The sequence below is a fragment of the Mycolicibacterium sp. XJ1819 genome, assembly GCF_053483675.1.
The window spans coordinates 17,954-35,546 of sequence record NZ_JBEFST010000020.1 but is presented as its reverse complement, the minus strand read 5'-3'; the positions used below and the strand labels follow the sequence as shown (position 1 = coordinate 35,546).

The 17,593-nt window shown below is 67.1% G+C and carries 21 protein-coding genes; 10 read left to right on the top strand and 11 right to left on the bottom strand.

The window, feature by feature from the left end; genetic code table 11:
- Window positions 1-8: 8 nt before the first annotated feature.
- From ABQE89_RS20915 to ABQE89_RS20875, 9 genes are all read left to right on the top strand, one after another.
- Window positions 9-461 carry a MarR family winged helix-turn-helix transcriptional regulator gene (locus tag ABQE89_RS20915; protein ID WP_448420297.1) on the top strand — a complete coding sequence of 151 codons (453 nt, stop codon included), beginning with the start codon at window positions 9-11 and terminating at the stop codon, window positions 459-461.
- Window positions 462-558: 97 nt separating this feature from the next.
- Window positions 559-1,587 (top strand): 2Fe-2S iron-sulfur cluster-binding protein, encoded by a 1,029-nt coding sequence (locus ABQE89_RS20910; protein ID WP_448420147.1) that lies wholly within the window; start codon window positions 559-561, stop codon window positions 1,585-1,587.
- Between the two features lie 38 nt (window positions 1,588-1,625).
- Entirely contained in the window at window positions 1,626-2,369 is a 744-nt protein-coding gene (locus ABQE89_RS20905) for an SDR family NAD(P)-dependent oxidoreductase (protein ID WP_448420145.1), read from the top strand.
- Window positions 2,370-2,414: 45 nt separating this feature from the next.
- The gene (locus ABQE89_RS20900; RefSeq protein ID WP_448420143.1) at window positions 2,415-3,686 is read left to right on the top strand and encodes an aromatic ring-hydroxylating oxygenase subunit alpha; all 1,272 of its coding nucleotides are present in this window, start codon (window positions 2,415-2,417) and stop codon (window positions 3,684-3,686) included.
- A 1-nt stretch (window position 3,687) separates the two neighbouring features.
- Window positions 3,688-4,023, top strand: a complete 336-nt coding sequence (locus ABQE89_RS20895) for a hypothetical protein (RefSeq protein WP_448420141.1) — start codon at window positions 3,688-3,690, stop codon at window positions 4,021-4,023.
- Between the two features lie 16 nt (window positions 4,024-4,039).
- A complete protein-coding gene (locus ABQE89_RS20890) occupies window positions 4,040-4,885 on the top strand; it encodes a TauD/TfdA dioxygenase family protein (RefSeq protein WP_448420139.1) in 846 nt (281 codons plus the stop codon).
- Between the two features lie 94 nt (window positions 4,886-4,979).
- Entirely contained in the window at window positions 4,980-6,290 is a 1,311-nt protein-coding gene (locus ABQE89_RS20885) for a cytochrome P450 (protein ID WP_448420137.1), read from the top strand.
- On the top strand, window positions 6,287-6,478 hold the full coding sequence (locus ABQE89_RS20880) for a ferredoxin (RefSeq protein ID WP_448420135.1): 192 nt from the start codon (window positions 6,287-6,289) through the stop codon (window positions 6,476-6,478). The genes ABQE89_RS20885 and ABQE89_RS20880 overlap by 4 nt, the downstream gene beginning before the upstream one ends.
- A gap of 17 nt (window positions 6,479-6,495) precedes the next feature.
- Window positions 6,496-6,780, top strand: a complete 285-nt coding sequence (locus ABQE89_RS20875) for a DUF1330 domain-containing protein (RefSeq protein WP_448420133.1) — start codon at window positions 6,496-6,498, stop codon at window positions 6,778-6,780.
- A gap of 26 nt (window positions 6,781-6,806) precedes the next feature.
- Here the strand turns inward: ABQE89_RS20875 and ABQE89_RS20870 are convergent, their stop codons facing one another.
- The 10 genes from ABQE89_RS20870 to ABQE89_RS20825 all read right to left on the bottom strand — a co-directional run bounded on the left by ABQE89_RS20870 (window position 6,807) and on the right by ABQE89_RS20825 (window position 16,111).
- A complete protein-coding gene (locus tag ABQE89_RS20870) occupies window positions 6,807-7,577 on the bottom strand; it encodes an alpha/beta fold hydrolase (protein WP_448420132.1) in 771 nt (256 codons plus the stop codon).
- Window positions 7,574-8,779 carry a cytochrome P450 gene (locus ABQE89_RS20865; protein ID WP_448420130.1) on the bottom strand — a complete coding sequence of 402 codons (1,206 nt, stop codon included), beginning with the start codon at window positions 8,777-8,779 and terminating at the stop codon, window positions 7,574-7,576. Before ABQE89_RS20865 ends, ABQE89_RS20870 begins: the two co-directional genes overlap by 4 nt.
- 58 nt (window positions 8,780-8,837) lie before the next feature.
- Entirely contained in the window at window positions 8,838-9,038 is a 201-nt protein-coding gene (locus tag ABQE89_RS20860) for a ferredoxin (protein ID WP_448420128.1), read from the bottom strand.
- Complete coding sequence (locus ABQE89_RS20855) at window positions 9,035-10,237, bottom strand: cytochrome P450 (RefSeq protein ID WP_448420126.1); 1,203 nt, start codon at window positions 10,235-10,237, stop codon at window positions 9,035-9,037. The genes ABQE89_RS20860 and ABQE89_RS20855 overlap by 4 nt, the downstream gene beginning before the upstream one ends.
- Before the next feature lie 113 nt (window positions 10,238-10,350).
- Window positions 10,351-11,145 carry an NAD(P)-dependent oxidoreductase gene (locus ABQE89_RS20850; protein WP_448420125.1) on the bottom strand — a complete coding sequence of 265 codons (795 nt, stop codon included), beginning with the start codon at window positions 11,143-11,145 and terminating at the stop codon, window positions 10,351-10,353.
- Window positions 11,142-11,960: an NAD(P)-dependent oxidoreductase gene (locus tag ABQE89_RS20845; RefSeq protein WP_448420123.1), complete on the bottom strand. Its 819-nt coding sequence runs from the start codon at window positions 11,958-11,960 to the stop codon at window positions 11,142-11,144. The genes ABQE89_RS20850 and ABQE89_RS20845 overlap by 4 nt, the downstream gene beginning before the upstream one ends.
- Entirely contained in the window at window positions 11,960-12,865 is a 906-nt protein-coding gene (locus ABQE89_RS20840) for an alpha/beta hydrolase (RefSeq protein WP_448420121.1), read from the bottom strand. The genes ABQE89_RS20845 and ABQE89_RS20840 overlap by 1 nt, the downstream gene beginning before the upstream one ends.
- Entirely contained in the window at window positions 12,862-14,505 is a 1,644-nt protein-coding gene (locus ABQE89_RS20835; RefSeq protein ID WP_448420119.1) for a thiolase C-terminal domain-containing protein, read from the bottom strand. The genes ABQE89_RS20840 and ABQE89_RS20835 overlap by 4 nt, the downstream gene beginning before the upstream one ends.
- Window positions 14,502-14,813: a ferredoxin gene (locus ABQE89_RS20830; RefSeq protein ID WP_448420117.1), complete on the bottom strand. Its 312-nt coding sequence runs from the start codon at window positions 14,811-14,813 to the stop codon at window positions 14,502-14,504. The genes ABQE89_RS20835 and ABQE89_RS20830 overlap by 4 nt, the downstream gene beginning before the upstream one ends.
- Window positions 14,810-16,111, bottom strand: a complete 1,302-nt coding sequence (locus ABQE89_RS20825) for an NADH-ubiquinone oxidoreductase-F iron-sulfur binding region domain-containing protein (protein ID WP_448420115.1) — start codon at window positions 16,109-16,111, stop codon at window positions 14,810-14,812. Before ABQE89_RS20825 ends, ABQE89_RS20830 begins: the two co-directional genes overlap by 4 nt.
- A 36-nt stretch (window positions 16,112-16,147) precedes the next feature.
- On the opposite strand from ABQE89_RS20825, the gene ABQE89_RS20820 reads away from it, so the two are divergent.
- The gene (locus ABQE89_RS20820; RefSeq protein WP_448420113.1) at window positions 16,148-16,651 is read left to right on the top strand and encodes a hypothetical protein; all 504 of its coding nucleotides are present in this window, start codon (window positions 16,148-16,150) and stop codon (window positions 16,649-16,651) included.
- 19 nt (window positions 16,652-16,670) lie between these two features.
- Here ABQE89_RS20820 and ABQE89_RS20815 read toward each other — a convergent pair whose 3' ends face one another.
- Window positions 16,671-17,579, bottom strand: a complete 909-nt coding sequence (locus tag ABQE89_RS20815) for an alpha/beta fold hydrolase (RefSeq protein ID WP_448420111.1) — start codon at window positions 17,577-17,579, stop codon at window positions 16,671-16,673.
- Window positions 17,580-17,593 lie beyond the last annotated feature (14 nt).

Here is a 17,593-nt window from a genome sequence, read left to right as displayed (position 1 = left end):
ACCTCGGTATGGAGTTGGGCGACAACATCCTCTGGCACCTCAAGCAGGCCTGGTACTTCGCGCTCACCGCCGTCAACGACGCCGTCAGCCAGCACGGCGTCAGCACCGCCCAGATCGGCGTGCTGCGTCAACTCGCCAACGAGCCGGGATTGTCCGGCGCCGAACTTGCGCGTCGACTGCTGATCACCCCGCAGGGCGTGCAACTCGCGCTCAAGGCCCTCGAGCAACGGGGCTTCGTCGAACGCAAACCCGATCCGCAGCACGCCCGCATCCTCAAGGTCTACCTGACCGACGAGGGCCGCAACGTGGCCACCGCGGTGGTCGGCGACGCGATCGCCGCCCACGAGGCCGTCTTCGGGGTGCTCACCGCCGAAGAGCAGCGCACGCTGCGTGACCTGTTGGCGCGGGTGGTCGAAAAGGGCACCGGAAACACCCTTTTCGACGATCACATCGGGGACTGACCCTCGGCCCTGCGTCCTCCTGACGAAAGCCACTGGTGCCTCGACGGCGCGACCCCACACTTGAAACCAATCACAAGTACTTGATATTGTCGAGGGGATGTCGGATCAGCTCACCGAGTTCGCGCCGTTGCGGATCAAACGCGTCGTGCGCGAGACCTGCGATGCGGTGTCGCTGGTGCTCGACGTGCCCGAGCATTGTTCACAGCGGTTCCGTTATGAGGCCGGTCAGTTTCTGACCCTGCGGGTGCAGATCGGCGCCGACCACCATCAACGGTGCTACTCGATGTCGTCGTCGCCGCATCTCGGCGAGGACCTGCGCATCACCGTCAAGCGCGATCCCGGCGGTGTGGTCTCGAACTGGTTGAACGACACCGCGGCCGAGGGCGGTGAGCTCCATGCCGCCCCGCCGGACGGGCGGTTCGTCCTCGGTGCGGATACCCGTGACATCGTCGCGTTCGCCGGCGGCAGCGGCATCACCCCGATCTTCTCGCTGATCGGATCGGCGCTGGCCGGGTGCGGACGGCGGGTGCGGTTGTTTTACGCCAACCGATCCCGTGACTCGGTGATCTTCGGCGAGTCGCTGAAGGCGCTGGCCGCGGCCAACGGCGACAAGCTGGCGGTGCGGCGTCATTTCGACGAAGAGTCCGGCGTGGTGACACCCGGTGCGATCGAAGCGTTCATCGGGGCCGCCCGCGACTCCGACGTCGACTACTACATCTGCGGGCCGAGCCCGTTCATGGACACCGTGACCGAGACGCTGCTCGGCATCGGTGTTCCGCGCCGCCGGTTGCACCTCGAACGGTTCGAGGTCACCGCTGCGCCCGTCGTCCCGGACGAGGCCGCAGCGCAGGGCACCGAGGAGATCGTCATCGACCTGGATCGCAAGACCACCACCGTGCCGTACCGGGCGCGCAATACGCTGCTGCAGACCGCCAGGATGGCGGGACTGCGCGCCCCGTCGTCCTGCGAAACCGGCTCCTGCGGAACGTGTATGGCCCGAATCGAGTCGGGCAGCGTCAGAATGCTCAACAATGACGCGCTTGACGACGACGAGGTGGCGCAGGGCTGGGTGCTGACCTGCCAGTCCCTGCCCACCAGCCGAACTGTCCACGTGGTTTACGAGTAGCCGGAGGCGTGATGGAGCCGAGCGATGGAGGCGGTCGGATGAGCCGGGTGGCGGTGGTCACCGGGGGTGCCTCCGGGATGGGCGAGGCGACCTGCCACGAGCTCGGCAGGCGGGGCCACAAGGTCGCCGTCCTCGACGTCAACGGCGAGGCCGCCCAGCGCGTTGCCGAACAGCTTCGCGCCCAGGGGGTCACCGCCCTGGGGACCGCCGCCGACGTCAGCGACCGCGCGGCAGTCGAAGAGGCGTTCGCGAAGGTGCGCACCGAACTGGGGCCGGTGCACATACTCGTCACCAGCGCAGGTGCGGTCGACTTCGCGCCGTTCACCGACATCACGATCGACGCCTGGCAGCGACTCATCGACGTCAACCTCACCGGAACGTTCCACTGCGCTCAGGTCGCGGTGCCCGACATGCTGGCGGTGGGGTGGGGCCGGATCGTGATGATCTCCTCGTCGAGCGCCCAACGGGGTTCGCCCGGCATGGCCCACTACGCCGCGTCCAAGGGCGCGCTGATCTCGCTGACGCGATCGCTGGCGCGTGAGTACGGGGCGGCCGGAGTCACGGTGAACAACGTGCCGCCGTCGGGCATCGAGACACCGATGCAGCATCAGTCGCAGGCCGCGGGGCACCTGCCCTCCAACGAGCAGATGGCGGCGAGCATTCCGGTCGGCCATCTCGGCACCGGCGACGACATCGCCGCGGCGGTCGGGTTTCTGTGCTCCGAGGAGGCCGGCTTCATCACCGGTCAGACCCTCGGCGTCAATGGCGGCGCGGTGATGTGATGACCGGCCCTCGTTTCGATCACCCACTACGACAAGGAGACCGGCATGGCCACGTGGCCTAAGCCCGCAGAGGGAAGTTGGACCGAGCACTATCCCGAACTGGGAACGGGCCCGATCTCGTTCCGCGACTCCACCTCGCCGGAGTTCTACGAACTCGAGCGCGAGGCGGTGTTCAAGCGCGCCTGGCTCAACGTCGGACGGGTGGAGGAGGTGCCGCGGGTGGGTAGCTACTTCACCAAGGAGGTCGACGTCGCGAACGTGTCGGTAATCGTGGTGAAGGGCAAGGACGAACAGATCCGGGCCTTTTACAACGTCTGCCGTCACCGGGGAAACAAGCTGGTGTGGAATGACTTTCCCGGTGATGAGGTCAAGGGCACCTGCAGGCAGTTCACCTGCAAGTACCACGGCTGGCGCTACGACCTCACCGGTGCGCTGACCTTCGTGCAGCAGGAAGGGGAGTTCTTCGACCTCGACACCGCGCAACGCGGGCTCAAGTCGGTGCACTGTGAGGTATGGAACGGGTTCATCTTCATCAACTTCGACCCCGAACCCCGCTGGACTCTGCGCGAGTACCTGGGGCCGATGATCACTGCGCTGGACGACTACCCGTTCGAGTTGATGACGGAGCGTTACGAATTCACGGCACACAACAACAGCAACTGGAAGATATTCGCCGACGCCTTCCAGGAGTACTACCACGTGCCGTCGCTGCACTCGCAGCAGGTGCCCAGCGCGGTGCGTCAACCCAACGCCACCTTCGAGTGCGGACATTTCCAGATCGACGGTCCACACCGGTTGGTGTCGACCGCGGGCACCAGGCGTTGGAAGTTGGCGCCCGAGTATATGTATCCCGTCGAGCGCGCGACACGCAGCGGGCTGGTGGGACCATGGCGAACACCCGAGACACATTTCTCCGCCGGGTTGAACCCGGGAGGTATCGAACCGTGGGGGATCACGAACTTCCAGATCTTCCCGAACATCGAAATCCTCATCTACCACGGCTGGTACCTGCTCTACCGGTACTGGCCGACCTCGCACAACACCCACAAGTTCGAGGCCTACACCGCATTTCATCCCGCGCGCACGGTGCGCGAGCGCATCGAACACGAGGTCGCCGCGGTGGTGCTCAAGGAGTTCGCGCTGCAGGACGCCGGCATGCTCGGCGGTACCCAGGCCGCGCTGGAATACGGCCTGGACGAGCCGATAGTCGACGAGTTCCCGCTCAGCGACCAGGAGATCCTGGTGCGTCATCTACACAAGGTGGCCGTCGACTGGGTCGAGCGATACAAGTCCGAGCGCCAACCGGTGGGGGTGTGACATGACCGAAGCCCGCTTGCCCAGTGCCTTCGCCGAGTTCGAGCGGTTTGCCGAGAAATGGTGTCTGGCAACAGAACCCGAACGATGGAACGCCCGCCTGGCCACCCCCATGGCCGAGATCCGGGAGTTCTACGACGCCTTCTCGCCGCGCTTCGAGGAGGCGATCGACTACTGCGACAAGTACCCCCTCGACGAAGTGCCCGACGATGCGCTGAACCTGTTGCATCTCGTCTACTCGATGATCATGGTCTCGATGGCCGTAGAGGTCTTCGGCACCCAGAAACCCACCGACTCCGCTGACGCCGAAATGCACCGGGTCAGCGCGCCGGTGCCCTGACCAGGACGGAACCGCCATGACCGTATTGACCATCAACAAGCTCACCGCATCGGTCGGCGCAGAGGTGCTCGACGTCGACGCCGAGTTGCTGGCCGTCGACGACACCCTCGGCCACGCGGTGCTCGAGGCGCTCGAAGACAATGGGGTGCTGGTGTTTCCGGGCCTGGGCCTGGCGCCGCAAGCCCAGGTGTCCTTCTGCAGGCGGTTGGGGGAGATCGACCACTCCTCAGACGGGCATCATCCGGTCGCAGGCATCTATCCCGTGACGCTCGACCCGTCGAAGAACTCCTCGGCGGCCTACCTGCGGGCGACCTTCGACTGGCACATCGACGGATGCACCCCGACCAACGACGAGTTCCCGCAGAAGGCCACCGTGCTCTCGGCGCTGCGGGTGGCCGACCGCGGCGGCGAGACCGAGTTCGCCAGTTCCTACGGCGCCTACGACGAGTTGACCGACGACGAGAAGCAGCGCTTCGCGTCGCTGCGGGTGGTGCACTCGCTGGAGGCCTCGCAGCGCCGCGTCACCCCCGATCCGACCCCGGAGCAGGTGGCCCGGTGGAGGTCGCGGCCCACTCACGAACATCCGCTGGTGTGGACGCACCGCAACGGACGCAGGTCGCTGGTGCTCGGGGCGTCGGCGGACTACGTCGTGGGCATGGACCGCGACGAGGGCCGCGCACTGCTCGCCGTCCTACTTGACCGCGCCACCGTCGCGGACAAGGTGTACAGCCACGACTGGTCGGTCGGCGACACGGTGATCTGGGACAACCGCGGGGTTCTGCACCGGGCCGCGCCGTACGACCCCGATTCGCCGCGGGAGATGCTGCGCACCACGGTGCTCGGTGACGAGCCGATCCAGTGAGCCCGCGTTGACGCCACCGACGCACTGTGGAAATGTAATGCTCAAGAATGAGAGTCACGTTCTCGTATGGCGAGATCGGTGAAACGGAGCAAGCATGTCGGAAGACCTCACCGCGGTCGACTTCTTTCGGGACAGCCGGCTGACGGACGATCCGTACCCCTTCTACCAGGCACTACGCGATAAGTGTCCGGTCAAGCGCGAAGGCCACTACGGCGTGACGATGGTGACCGGGTGGGAGGAGGCCGTCGAGGTCTACAACGACGCGGAGACCTTCTCCTCCTGCATCTCAGTGACTGGTCCGTTTCCGGGTTTCCCGGTGTCGCTGGAGGGTCTGGAGGACGGCGACATCACCGAGCTGATCGAAAAGCACCGCGACGAGATCCCGTTCAGTGACCAACTGCCCACGCTGGACCCCCCGACACACACCAACCACCGGGCACTGTTGATGCGGCTGATCACGCCTAAGCGCCTCAAGGAGAACGAGGATGCGATGTGGCAGCTCGCCGACGACATCCTCGACGACTTCCTCGCGCCCGGGCAGGGCGAATTCATCGCCGGCTTCGCGGGCCCGTTCACGCTGCGGGTGATCGCCGATCTGCTGGGCGTGCCCGACGAGGACCGTCCGGAGCTGCTGGAGCGGCTGGCCCGCGGCACGCACGGCAGCGGGCTGGGCAACGCCGACAAGACACTGGCCAAGACGCCACTGGAATACCTCTACGAGGTGTTCGCCGACTACGTCGAGGAGCGTCGGGCCAATCCCCGCGACGACGTGCTGACCGGGCTGGCCACCGCGACGTTCCCGGACGGCACCGTGCCGGAGGTCGGCGACGTCGTGCGAGTGGCCACCAACGTGTTCTCGGCCGGCCAGGAGACGACGGTGCGGCTGCTGGGCACCGCGCTGAAGGTGATCGGGGACAACCCCGACGTGCAGCGCAGGCTGCGCGACGACCGCAGTCTGCTGCCGAACTTCATCGAGGAATGCCTGCGCATCGAAAGCCCGGTCAAGGGCGACTTCCGGATGTCGCGGGTGCCGACGACGGTCGGGGAGGAGCGCCTCGGTGCGGGTGCGACGGTGATGGTGATCAACGGTGCGGCCAATCGCGATCCGCGGCGCTTCGAGGATCCCGACACCTTCGATCCGGAGCGCAAGAACGCCCGCCAGCACCTGGCGTTCGGCAGGGGCATCCACAGCTGCCCGGGTGCGCCGCTGGCGCGTGCGGAGACCCGCGTCGGCCTGGAGCGGCTACTGGACCGCACCACCGACATCCGCATCAGCGAGGCGCACCACGGCCCCACCGGTCAGCGCCGCTACTCCTACATCCCGACCTATATCCTGCGTGGGCTCACCGAGCTGCATCTCGAGTTCGATCTGGCGAAGAGCCCCGAGAAGGAGTCAGCCCGATGAAGGTCACCGTCGACGAAGACCGCTGTCGCGGCCACGGCATGTGCCTGACGCTGTGCCCGGAGGTCTTCAGCATGCACGACGACGGCTACGCCGTTGCCGACCCGGCCGACGTGCCCGCCGGGCGTGAAGACGCCGCCAAGGAAGCGATCGTCAACTGTCCGGAACAAGCCATCAGCGAAATCGACTGACATACAAGGAGTTCGAAATGGCCAAGGGATACGTCATCCTCACCGAGGACATCAAGGACCCGGCCGGAATGGCCGAGTACGCCAAGCTCGCTGCGCAGGCCATGACCGGCGCGACGATACTGGCCGTCGACCAGAACGCGCAGGTGCTCGAAGGCCAATGGCACGGCACGCAGACCGTGGTGCTGGAGTTCGAGTCGGTCGACGCGGCCCGGCAGTGGTACGAGTCCGAGGCGTATCAGAAGGCCGCGAAGATTCGCCAGTCCGCCGCCGACTGCAACGCGGCGATCATCTCCGGCTTCTGATCTCCTCGTCGCCCGCTGTTCCGCGCTCAGTGGGGTTGCAGCGGGCCGGTGGGTGCTGTCGTCGTGGCATGGACCAGCAACTCGGCCAGTTCGCGAGGCCTACTGAGAAACGGCGAATGCGACGAGTCGATGGTCAGTGGCTCCACGCCGAGCCGGTGGGCGACCGTATCGGCCAGCCACCGCGGCATCGAGCGGTCCTGTAGGCAGCGGATGAAGCTGCGGGGCAGATCGGCGGCCCAGAACCCGGGCACCGAAACGGGTGTGACCGTGGTGTCGCCGAAGCGTTCCGGGCCGAGCCGCTCGAACGCCCAGCGCGCCGTCGCCTCGTCGCAGTCGTGGTAGAAGTAGCTCCACGCCCCGTCGAAGTCGGCGAACCACATCGCGCCGTCGTCGTCGAACTTCAAATAGCCCAACATCTTTCCGACATCCGCGTCGAACTCGCCCTCGGTTAGGTCGCCGGAATCGCGCATCGCCATCGCCTCGGGGTAGGTCCGCCCCTCCCGGGGTAACGCGGCCGCGAGGTAGGTGATGTGGCCGACAAGTTCGGGCGCGGCATCAGCGGCCAGCGTGGCATCGAAGCCGCCCCCGGAGTGCCCCACCAGCACGTCGCCGGGTTGCAGCACCGACACGATGGCATCTGCCCGGTTGGCCAGAGTCGACTCCTCCGCGACGCGTGAACCGTGCCCGGGAAGGTCGACCGCCACGCCCTCATGCCCGAGTGCCTGCAGTTCGGCGATGGTCCGGTCCCAGCACCACGCGGCGTGAAATCCGCCGTGCACGAAGACGAACCGGGTCAATCCAGAACCCGCACGGGAACGTGCGACCAGCCCGCGACGTTCTGCATGGCCACCCGTTGGCAGTCGTCCCACATGACCTCGTAGCGCGGCATGAAGTCGAGCAGGCGCTCCAGCGCGATCGCGCTCTCCATGCGGGCCAGCGCCGCGCCCAGACAACTGTGCACGCCGTAGCCGAAGCCCAGGTTCTGTGCCTCGGTGCGGTCGCGGTCGACGTCGAAGCGGTCCGGGTCGGTAAACGCCTCGGGATCCCGGTTGGCCGAACCGCCAAGCAGGAACACGGGTTTGCCCTCGGGAATCGTGACGCCGTGCAACTGCACTTCGCGCATGGAGCGGCGCACGTTGTACTGCGCGGGTGCCTCGTAGCGAAGCAGTTCCTCCACCGCGGCGGGGATCTTGCTGCGGTCGTCGAGCAGCTTCTGCCACTGGTCGGGGTTGCGGGCGAAGGTGACGGCGGCGTTGCCGATCAGCTTGGTGACGGTCTCGGCGCCGGCACCACCCAACAGCGTGGCGAATCCGGCGATCTCGAAATCGTCGAGGCTGGTCATCTCGCCGTCCTCGCGCTCGATCTCCGCGGAGACCAACCGGCTGAACATGTCGTCGCGGGGTTCGACCCGACGCTCCTGGATCAGCTGGTAGTACAGCGCGAACGCTTCGCCGACGGCCTCCAGACCCTTTTGGGACATCTCGATCTGGCCGGGTTCACGCTGCAGCGAGGTGTCCACCCACTCGCGGACCTTCTGCCGGTACTCCTCCGGCACCCCGAGCATCTGGGTGATCACCTCGACGGGAAAGAGTGCGGAGAAATCCTGCACCACGTCGAAACGGGCAGGGTCGGCAGCCGAGATGAAGCGGTCGATGGTCTCGGTGACCATCGGCCGCATCGCCTCGATGGCGCGCGGGGTGAACACCTTGTTGATCAGGCTGCGCATCTGACGATGCTCGGGCGGGTCCATCAGGATGATCGCCTTGATCATCGGCGGCTCACCGGATTTGACCATCGCCAGATCCAGACCGTAGGCCGACGAGTAGGTTTCGAAGTCCTTGAACGCGGCGGCCACGTCCTCGTGCCGAGACAGGGCGTAGAAGTCGTGCTCTTCGTTGTAGTAGACCGGCGCCTCCTGCCGCATGCGCCGGTAGATCTCCCACGGCCCGTTGAAGAACTCCTCGGAGAACGGGTCGAAGACGACTTTGGACGTGGTCAACTGGACTCCTCTACTGACCGGGACACTGCCCGGATCACTGCCCGGAGGGAAATGGCCCTCATTCGTCGCGGATCGAAATGGCCTGCCGGGGGCACTGGCGAACGGCCTCGTTGATCTGGTGCTCGTTCTCCGGGGTCACTTCCTCTTTCAGGACGTGCAGGTAGTCCTGGTCGTCGAGGTGAAAGACCTCCGGGATGATGCCCATGCAGATCCCGTTGCTCTCACACAATCCGAAGTCGACTTCGATTTTTCTGGTCACTTCAACACCTTCACAGGGACGTGGTGGTAGCCGGCGACGTTCTGCATGTGCACGCGTTGCAGGCCGTCGAAGTCGACCTCGTAGCGCGGCATGAAGTCGAGCAGCTTCTCCAGTGCGATGGCGCTTTCCATCCGGGCGAGTGCGGCGCCCAGACAACTGTGGATGCCGTAGCCCAGGCCGAGGTTCTGCGCCTGCGCGCGATCGCGGGTGATGTCGAAGGTCTCGCCGTCGTCGAACGCACGCGGATCGCGGTTGGCCGAGGCGCCCATCAGGAACACGGGCTTGTACGCGGGAACGCTGCCGCTGGGCAGTTCGACGTCCTTGACGCTGTAGCGGACGTTGTACTGCACCGGTCCGACGTAACGCAGCAGTTCCTCGACCGCGTCGGGAATCAGGCTGCGGTCGTCGAGCAGCATCTGCCACTGGTCGGGATGGCGCGCGAACTCCACCACCGCGCTGCCGATCAGCTTGGTGACGGTTTCCGCACCCGCGCCACCCAGAAGCGTTGCGAAGCCGGTGATCTCGATGTCGTCGAGCTTGCGCATATTGCCGTCGTCGTCGGGAATCTCCGCGGCGATCAGCCGGCTGATCATGTCGTCTTGCGGGTTGGCCCTGCGCTCCTGGACCAGGCCGTAGTAGTAGACACCCGAGTCGATGTTGGCCTGCATGTTGCGTTCGCTGAGCTCGATCTGGCCCGGCTCCCGCGACAGGCTGATGTCGATCCAGTGCCGAACCTGCTGGCGGAATTCCTCGGGCACCCCGGCCATCCGGGTGATGACCTCGACCGGGAACGGCCCGGAGAAGTCCTGCACCACGTCGAAGTTGTCCGGATCGGCCTTCGACAGGTAGTGCTCGACGAGTTCGGTGACCGTCTCGCGCTGAGACTGGATCGCCCTGGGGGTGAACGCCTTGTTGAGCAGGCTGCGCATGTGCCGGTGCTCCGGCGGGTCCATGAAGATGATCGACGGATGCGGCGGTTCCTCCGAGCGCACCATCGCCAGGTCGCAGCCGCGCGCCGACGAGAACGCGTCGTGATCCTTGAAGGCCGCCGCCACATCGGAGTGCCGGGTCAGCGCGTAGAAGTCCTCTTGCTCGTCGTAGTAGACCGGGGCTTCGTCGCGCATCCGCCGGTAGATCTCGTACGGATTGTCGAAGTACTCCTTGGCCACCGGGTTGAACACCAATTTGGGCTTGGTCATGGTCTCCTCTTTCGCGGCGGGCTGGCGACCGCTTCCGTTACGCGAGACTGTAGATATGTAACGCTCATAGTATGCCTCACCAGGGGGCCTTCCAGTGGCCGAATCGCCTGTCTTCACGGCCCTATCCCGTTGTCGATCACGTCGTCGAGCAGACCCAGATCGGCGCCGAGTTCGGCGACTGTCTCCCGGACCACGGCGACGTCCTTGCCGATGAACTGACCGACCTCGTCGACGAACGCGGACACCGAACCGCGGGCGGAGACCATCTCGACGACCCGGCTCGTCCCACTGCCGTGAGGAAGCGCGCGCAGCGCGTCCGCTTCGGCCACCCCGAGACGCTCGGCGAGGGTGACCGTGGCCCGCAGCAGCCCGATCTGTGCGGCGAAAAGCGAGTTGTTGACCAGCTTCATGCTCTGCCCCGAGCCGACCGGGCCGACGTGCAGGATCGGGTCGCCGTAGCCGGCCAGTACGGGGCGTACCCGCGCGAACGCCTCGTCGGAGGCGCCCACGAACAGCGTGATCGCACCCGCGTCGATGTCGTGTGGGCCGCCGCTCACCGGCGCGTCGAGAACGTCGACGGAAAGGGCCCGACGGGCGATCTGCGCAGCGGTGCCGGGGCTACCGGTGGTGTGGAGCACCAGCGCTGTGCCCGGCGCCATCGCGGCCGTCAGCCCGTCGCTCAGGCAGACCTGCCGCACCTGTTCGTCGGTGAACACACAGACGATCACGACGTCGGCGCCCTCGGCCACCGCGCTCACCTCGGTGACGGCGTCGGCGCCGAGGTCGCGTACGGCGCCGCACTTGGCGTCGGAGCGTCCGTGCGCGCGCACCTGGTGGCCGGATTCGACGAGGCGGCGGATCATCGGCGCGCCCATGCGGCCCGCCCCGACGAAGCCGATGCGGCTCATCGTGGATGCTCCATCGCCGTCAACGCGGCATCCGCGGCCATGAACACCGTGCCCTCCGGCACCGACGCGTTCGCCGCGACGCTCGCCGCGTGCCGAACGTCCTTCTGCAGCAGGGCGCCGGCGACCGCGGCCAGTCCTTCGGCGGTGCCGCCGAACGTCGAGACGCTCGCCAACGCCTTGCTGGTCGCCGATCCGCCGGTGAGCACCTCGGCGAGCCGGGCCCGCGGGATGCCGAGCGACTCGCCCAGGTCCAGGGTGCTCAGCGCGGCGCCGAGGTTCGCGGTGAACAGCAGGTTGTTGAGGACCTTGGTGGTCTGGCCGCTGCCGAGCGGGCCGAGATGCACGATCGGGTCGGCGTAGGTGGCGAACACCGGACGGCACCGCTCGGCGATCTGTTCGTCGCCGCCGACCATGACCAGCAGCTTGCCCTCTTCCACGGCGGTCCCGCCGCCGCTCACCGGTGCATCGATCACCGAAACACCCTGTTCGGCAGCGGTTTGCGCGACCTCACGACATGTATCGGGGTGCACCGTGCTGTGAATGGCGATGATGGCGCCCGGCGCCAACCCGGCGAGTACGCCGCTCGGACCGCCGAGTACCTCGCGCACATCGTCGTCGCCGACCACGCACAGGCACACCAGATCGCTTGCGGCGGCCAACTCGGCGGGGGAGTCCGCGGTCCGTGCGGCGCTGTCGGCATACGGTTCCAGGCTGGCGGCTCTGCGCGCCCACAGTGTGGTCTCGAAACCGCCCTCGACGATCCGCCTGGCCATCGGGCCGCCCTGGCTGCCCAGTCCGATGAATCCGACGCGCATCAGCCCGCCTCCACCGTGCTGCTCGGGTGTCTGGACTGTTCGCCGCCTGCCTCGGCGATGCACTCGTCGACGAACGCCATCACGTTGCGGTGGTAGGCCTCGGCGTTGACCGACAGCGACATGTTGTGTCCGGTGCCCGCCTGTCGGTTCTGCACGAACCGGGGTGACGCCGCGAACAGTGCGGCGATCGCGGTCATCGCTTCGGCGTCGGTGCGCCACACCCGCTCGTGTTCGGCGACGCTGAACTGAACGGGTACCCGAACCTGCGCGGCCAGGTCCGGAAAGTCCTGCCGCGACCAGCTTCTGGTTGTTTCGACCTCGTAGGGTGCGCCGGTCGTCGCATTGGTCATCCCCGACAACACCTCGGGCGGATACAGTTCGGCGGGCTCCCACAACAATTCGCGCAAGCCGGTCGGGCGGCTTGTGGCGGTAGCCGCCTTCAGGATCTCGCGGGCGGCGTCGGCGTAGCGCAGCCCGGTGCCCCCAAGTTCCAGGCCGATCACGTCGGCGCGCGTGGGCGCAGCGGCCATCCGCAGCGCCATCTCGCAGCCCGCCGAGTGGCCGACGAGGAACACCCCGGCACCGCGGGGCTTGTCACCGAGCACCCTGTCGAGCGCGCCGTAGGCCAGCGCGACCCGCTGTTCGGGCCGGGCCATCACGTCCGGGTACGGCGCCGAACTGCCGTAGCCGGGCCGGTCCAACGCCACCACGGTATAGCCGGCCGCGGCGCCCGCGCGCAGAAGTGACAGCCGCGGATGGCCAGGACAGTCGAAATACGCTGCGGTGCTTGCCCCGCCGTGGAAAGCGGCGATCACGGCTTTCGGGTCGTCGGCCTCGGCGAGCAGACCGGACATCGGCACGGCGTCGACGAGCACGACGCGCGGACGCGGGGCGGGGTACGTCATGCGTCCGTCCGCATCAACATCACCCCGCTGGGGGTGAGGCCGCCGCTGCTGACCACCGCGACCTTCGCGTCGGGCACCTGGCGCTCACCTGCGTGACCGCGCAACTGGGTGACCGCCTCGTGAACCAGTCCCATGCCGTGGGTGCGCCCGTGCGAAAGCTGCCCACCGTGGGTGTTGAGCGGGATCTCACCGTCACGCGCGATGGCCTGGCCGCCGTCGAGGAAGTCCTTGGCCTCCCCGATACCGCAGAAGCCCAGCGCCTCCAGCCACGACAGACAGTTGAACGTGAAGCCGTCGTACAACTCGGCGACATCGACGTCCTTGGGCCGCAGCGATGTTCGTGTCCACAGGTGCGCCGATTGACCGAGCACCTGGGGCTCGTGCGTCAAGGTGCCCTGGCCCCAGTCGGTGCGTTCGACAACCTGGGTGCCGACCGCCTCGAACAGCACCGGCTTGTGCGGCATGTCGCGGGCCGCGTCGACGGCCGAAACCACCACGGCCACCGCGCCGTCGCAAGGGACGTCGCAGTCGTAGAGCCCGAACGGGGTGGTGATGGGCCTGGCGTTGAGGTAGTCGTCCATGCTCATCGGGTCGCGGTAGATGGCCGTCGGGTTCAGCGCGGCGTTGGCGCGCTGGTTCAACGCAATCCAGCCCAGCGTTTCCCGAGTGGTGCCGTAGCGATGGAAGTGCCGTTGAGCGTTGAGCGCCAGCGTGTGCGCGGCCGACATCGCCCCGAACGGCAGGTGCCAACTGGAGGTGCGCGCACCGCCCGGCGGCGAAGCCTTGCCCTCCTTCATCAGCTGTTGGAACGTCGCCTCCCACAGAGTGCGGAAGCACAGCACATGGCGGGCCATGCCGGTGGCGACGGCCATCATGGCGGCGATGATCGAACCCGCGGGACCGAACGTGTCCATGCCGCCGTTGATCCATGTCGGCCGGAGACCGAGCGCGTTTTCCAGTGCGGTGACCCCGCCCTCGCCCATACCGGCGACATCCAGTCCGGGATAGGTGGCCAGCCCGTCGATGTCGTCGAAGGTCAGGCCCGCATCGGTGACCGCGGCTTCACACGCCTCGACCGTCAGCGACAGTGGGGGCACCATCAGCCGGCGCCCGATCCGGGACATGCCGATTCCGGTGATCGCCGATCTGTCTTCGAACTTCTCCGTGGTCAGCGGTGGCCGCACGTGGCTGCTGTAGTCCTGCGGAGCGATCTCGTCTTCGGGCAGCGCACCGGTCCGCTCACCGGCCGACGGCCGAAACACCGGCAACCAGACGTCTTCGATCTTCTCGAAGTCCACCTCGACCACCTGGCCGAGTTCTAGATCGTCGGGATCGCAGTCGACGATGTTGGTGGTCAGTCGAACCCGCGCATCCTCGGCGACGGCCACCTCCGCCACCACGTAGGGCGGCGGCAGGCCGGGCAGGCCGAACCGGTGGTTGACCGTGAAGGCACTCAACGTGGCCTTGCCGGAGACGTCGCGCACCCCCATATCGCGGCTGCGGCAGTATCGACACACCGGCTGTGGGGGATGGATCAGCGCGTCGCACGCACGGCATTCCTGGATGCGAAGCACACCGTCGGCGCCCGCGGTCCAGAAGAACTCGTTCTGAAAACTGAGCTCGGGCAGTGGTCTTGTCACCGAACGAACTCCGAAATCGCCTCGCTGCCGTCGGTCTTCGGATGCGGCTCGAGTGACTCGCGTATCTCCGATGATGCGGCGGCGTCATCGGAGGGCCGGTGCTCGCCCAGGTAGATGATCGCGTGCGCGGGGCAGTCGTACAGCGCCCGCATCACCGCGTCGCGGTCCTCCTCGGGCACCGTCCCGTCTCCGATCAGCGACGCGTAGCCCCAGTCGTCGAGTGAGAAGTACCCCGGCGCGTGCTTGGCGCAGATGCCGAAGCCGTCACATAAGGTTCGGTCGAGCCGAATTCTCAAGCCGTCGCTCATGATCGGGCCACCGCCTCCACTTCATAGGGCCGTACGGTGTCGAATGTCGTCGTGCGGCACACCGGACAGTCGTTGGCGAGGTGACGCGCGACCACCTGTGGGAACTGTCGCAGCAGGCTGGCGGCGATATTCGTGGCGCCGTCCAGCGTGCCGCACGCGCCGCGGCCCCGCAGCACCACCGACCAGCGCTCCAATCGCGCCAGGTCCTCCTGCGTGGCGGCCCCGTCGCGCAGCGCGCACGCGACGGCGGCCATCGCGGCGGTGCCGTTGAAGCATGATCCGCACTGACCGGCGTTCTCGCGGTCGAAGTACGACAGCACCGAGGCGGCCACCGCCAGCGGGCAGTCATCGGTGAGAACGGAGATCGCGCCGCAGCCCAGTCCGCTGCCGAGACGACGAATCGTCTCGTGGTCCAGCGTCGCGTCGAGGACGTCGGTGTTGACCAGGCCCGCGAAGTATCCACCGAGCAATGCCCCGGTCACCGCGTCCGTGTCCACACCGTGCAACGTGAGCAGGTCGGAGAACGCCGCGCCGTGCGGAATCTCGTACAGCGCAGGGGGTTTTCCTGCGCCGGTGATGGTCGCGAGAAATGTACCCGGTGACATCGGCGTGCCGACGGCACGGTAGCTCTGCGCGCCGTGCTGGTGGATGAAGGGCAGGTTGGCCAGCGTCTCGACGTTGCTGACCATGGTCGGCAGGCCGGCTACGCCTTCCTCGAACGGGCGCGGCGGTTTGTCGGTCGGTTTGGCCGGGCCACCGTTGATGCGGCGCACCGCCGCGGTCTCCTCGCCCGCGACGTAGCCGGGGTCGACGGTGACGACGGTGACCGCTGTGCGACCGAAGATCTCGGAATCCAGTTCGCCCAGCGCGGCCGTGACCGCGATGGCCGCCCGGTCGTCGGAGACGTAGACATAGGCGCGGTCGGCGCCGATGACCGCGGCCGCCAGGCGCAATCCGTCGAGTACCAGGTGCGGTCGGTTGCGCAACAGCCAACGGTCCTTGACCGAGGCGGGTTCGCCCTCCTCGCCGTTGGCCACCACGATGGTGTCCGAACCGCGCCTGCCCGCGTCGCGCACGGCACGCAGTTTGGTCCCCAGCGGGAAAGCCGCACCGCCCCGGCCGAGCAGCCCCGACAGGTCGACCTGCTCGAGCAGCGCGTCGGGGTCGGTCAGCGGCCGGTAGCCGCCGGCCCTTGCATACTCGGCCTGCTCCTCGACCCCGTCCGACGACGGGCGTAGCAGCCGCGCTGTAGCGCTCGGCCAGGCGGCGACGGTGAGATCGGTTGTGGTGGAGTTCATCACTGCCTCTTTCCGCCCGCGGATAGGCTCACGGACATGAGGACCGCTGTGGTGCGTGTCGGTGTCGATCCGTCCGGGGCGCTGGCGCTGGCACAGTTAAGCGACGGCATGGCACGCCTTGCGGTGCTGGCCGAGTCGGCGGGGATCGAACTGGTGGACCGTGACGCCGCCGACCTGGCCAACCTGCCGCCGGCGCGACGCGAAGTCGAGTTGTTGATCGCCGGTGACGACGCCGCCGAACTCGAGAGGCGCGCGGTCGAGGTGTGCGTCCAGGCGTTCGGCGCCTTCGGTGTCACCCCGGTGGCCGGGGTGCTGACCTACATCAGCCGCGGGACCGACGACGACGCCCACGGCGTGCTGGCCGGGATGGGGTTGACCGCCGACGTCGAGCGGGTCGCAGGCGAAGACGGCTGGGATGTCGTGCACGTGACGCTGCGAAGATCCGATCTGAACCGGGTTCCGGAGAGCCGCGTGCACACCGCGCTGGAGGCCTCGCTGAACTGTGAAGTGCACATCCACGTCGAATCGACGTCGGATTAGATCGACCTGGCCCATCGCACTAGCCGTCCAGAAACTTCAAGATAGCGGGCGCGGCCTGCACCCAGGTGTCGAACATGTTGAAACGCTTCACCTTTCCTGAAGCGCGCGCTTCACCGGCGCGCTCCCAGGCGTCCTCGGGCCAGGGCGGGTCGATCAACTGTGAACCCTTGATCAGGCAGCTGACCTCCAGCGAGGTGCGCTTGGGATGGTCCAGGTCGTTCTCGCCGCCGCGGATGATCAGCGTCGGCACCGTGATGTTGTCGAACATCTCGTCCTCGACGCCGGGGATGGTCTGGCCCGGCTTGGGCACGAACGCGTTGAGCCAACGCAGCATCAACTTGAGGAACTCGTCGGGATCCATCGCGAGGAACCGGTCGCGGTTGGCCGGGTTCTCGGCGATGCGCTGCTTCCACTCGTCGACCCCGACAACGCCCTTCATCCCGGCTCCGCGCACCGCGAGAATGCTCGGCACGATGTAGTAGGAGCCCAGCACGAACGACCCGTACACCCCACCGACGATGTTCCACACCACCAGCTTTCGGGCGATCTCCGGGTAGAGCATCGTGGTCAGCATGGAATCCCTGGCACCGCCCGAACCGCCCGCGATGATGCAGGGCCCGATGCCCAGTCCGGTGATCAGCGCGTGCAGGGTCTCGGCGCGCATGTGGGATTCACTCTGGCCGTAGAACTGGACATCGGATTTGCCGCAATTCGGCCGGTCCCAGAGCAGTACCCGGTAGCCGCCCTCGACCAGCGCCTGCGCCAACGGGCGCAGGCCCTCGATGTCCTTGCTGAACCGCCCACCGGGGGTCAGCGCGATGTATTCGCCTTCGTCGCCCAGGATCTCGTAGACGACGTTGCCGCCGTTGATCTCGATGGTCTTCTCGCCGCCCTCGAGCTTGGGGCCGGCGGCCTCGGTGGTGGTCACTGGACGCCTCCGCG

What these genes read in the sequence shown, in the direction of transcription:
- ABQE89_RS20880 (WP_448420135.1), top strand. Translation starts at nt 6,287, where the DNA reads ATGAAGGTCACCGTCGACGAAGACCGCTGTCGCGGCCACGGCATGTGC.
- ABQE89_RS20885 (WP_448420137.1), top strand. Translation starts at nt 4,980, where the DNA reads ATGTCGGAAGACCTCACCGCGGTCGACTTCTTTCGGGACAGCCGGCTG.
- ABQE89_RS20840 (WP_448420121.1), bottom strand. Translation starts at nt 12,865, where the DNA reads ATGACGTACCCCGCCCCGCGTCCGCGCGTCGTGCTCGTCGACGCCGTG.
- ABQE89_RS20905 (WP_448420145.1), top strand. Translation starts at nt 1,626, where the DNA reads ATGAGCCGGGTGGCGGTGGTCACCGGGGGTGCCTCCGGGATGGGCGAG.
- ABQE89_RS20895 (WP_448420141.1), top strand. Translation starts at nt 3,688, where the DNA reads ATGACCGAAGCCCGCTTGCCCAGTGCCTTCGCCGAGTTCGAGCGGTTT.
- ABQE89_RS20830 (WP_448420117.1), bottom strand. Translation starts at nt 14,813, where the DNA reads ATGAGCGACGGCTTGAGAATTCGGCTCGACCGAACCTTATGTGACGGC.
- ABQE89_RS20890 (WP_448420139.1), top strand. Translation starts at nt 4,040, where the DNA reads ATGACCGTATTGACCATCAACAAGCTCACCGCATCGGTCGGCGCAGAG.
- ABQE89_RS20855 (WP_448420126.1), bottom strand. Translation starts at nt 10,237, where the DNA reads ATGACCAAGCCCAAATTGGTGTTCAACCCGGTGGCCAAGGAGTACTTC.
- ABQE89_RS20845 (WP_448420123.1), bottom strand. Translation starts at nt 11,960, where the DNA reads ATGCGCGTCGGATTCATCGGACTGGGCAGCCAGGGCGGCCCGATGGCC.
- ABQE89_RS20900 (WP_448420143.1), top strand. Translation starts at nt 2,415, where the DNA reads ATGGCCACGTGGCCTAAGCCCGCAGAGGGAAGTTGGACCGAGCACTAT.
- ABQE89_RS20915 (WP_448420297.1), top strand. Translation starts at nt 9, where the DNA reads ATGGAGTTGGGCGACAACATCCTCTGGCACCTCAAGCAGGCCTGGTAC.
- ABQE89_RS20875 (WP_448420133.1), top strand. Translation starts at nt 6,496, where the DNA reads ATGGCCAAGGGATACGTCATCCTCACCGAGGACATCAAGGACCCGGCC.
- ABQE89_RS20820 (WP_448420113.1), top strand. Translation starts at nt 16,148, where the DNA reads ATGAGGACCGCTGTGGTGCGTGTCGGTGTCGATCCGTCCGGGGCGCTG.
- ABQE89_RS20825 (WP_448420115.1), bottom strand. Translation starts at nt 16,111, where the DNA reads ATGAACTCCACCACAACCGATCTCACCGTCGCCGCCTGGCCGAGCGCT.
- ABQE89_RS20910 (WP_448420147.1), top strand. Translation starts at nt 559, where the DNA reads ATGTCGGATCAGCTCACCGAGTTCGCGCCGTTGCGGATCAAACGCGTC.
- ABQE89_RS20850 (WP_448420125.1), bottom strand. Translation starts at nt 11,145, where the DNA reads ATGAGCCGCATCGGCTTCGTCGGGGCGGGCCGCATGGGCGCGCCGATG.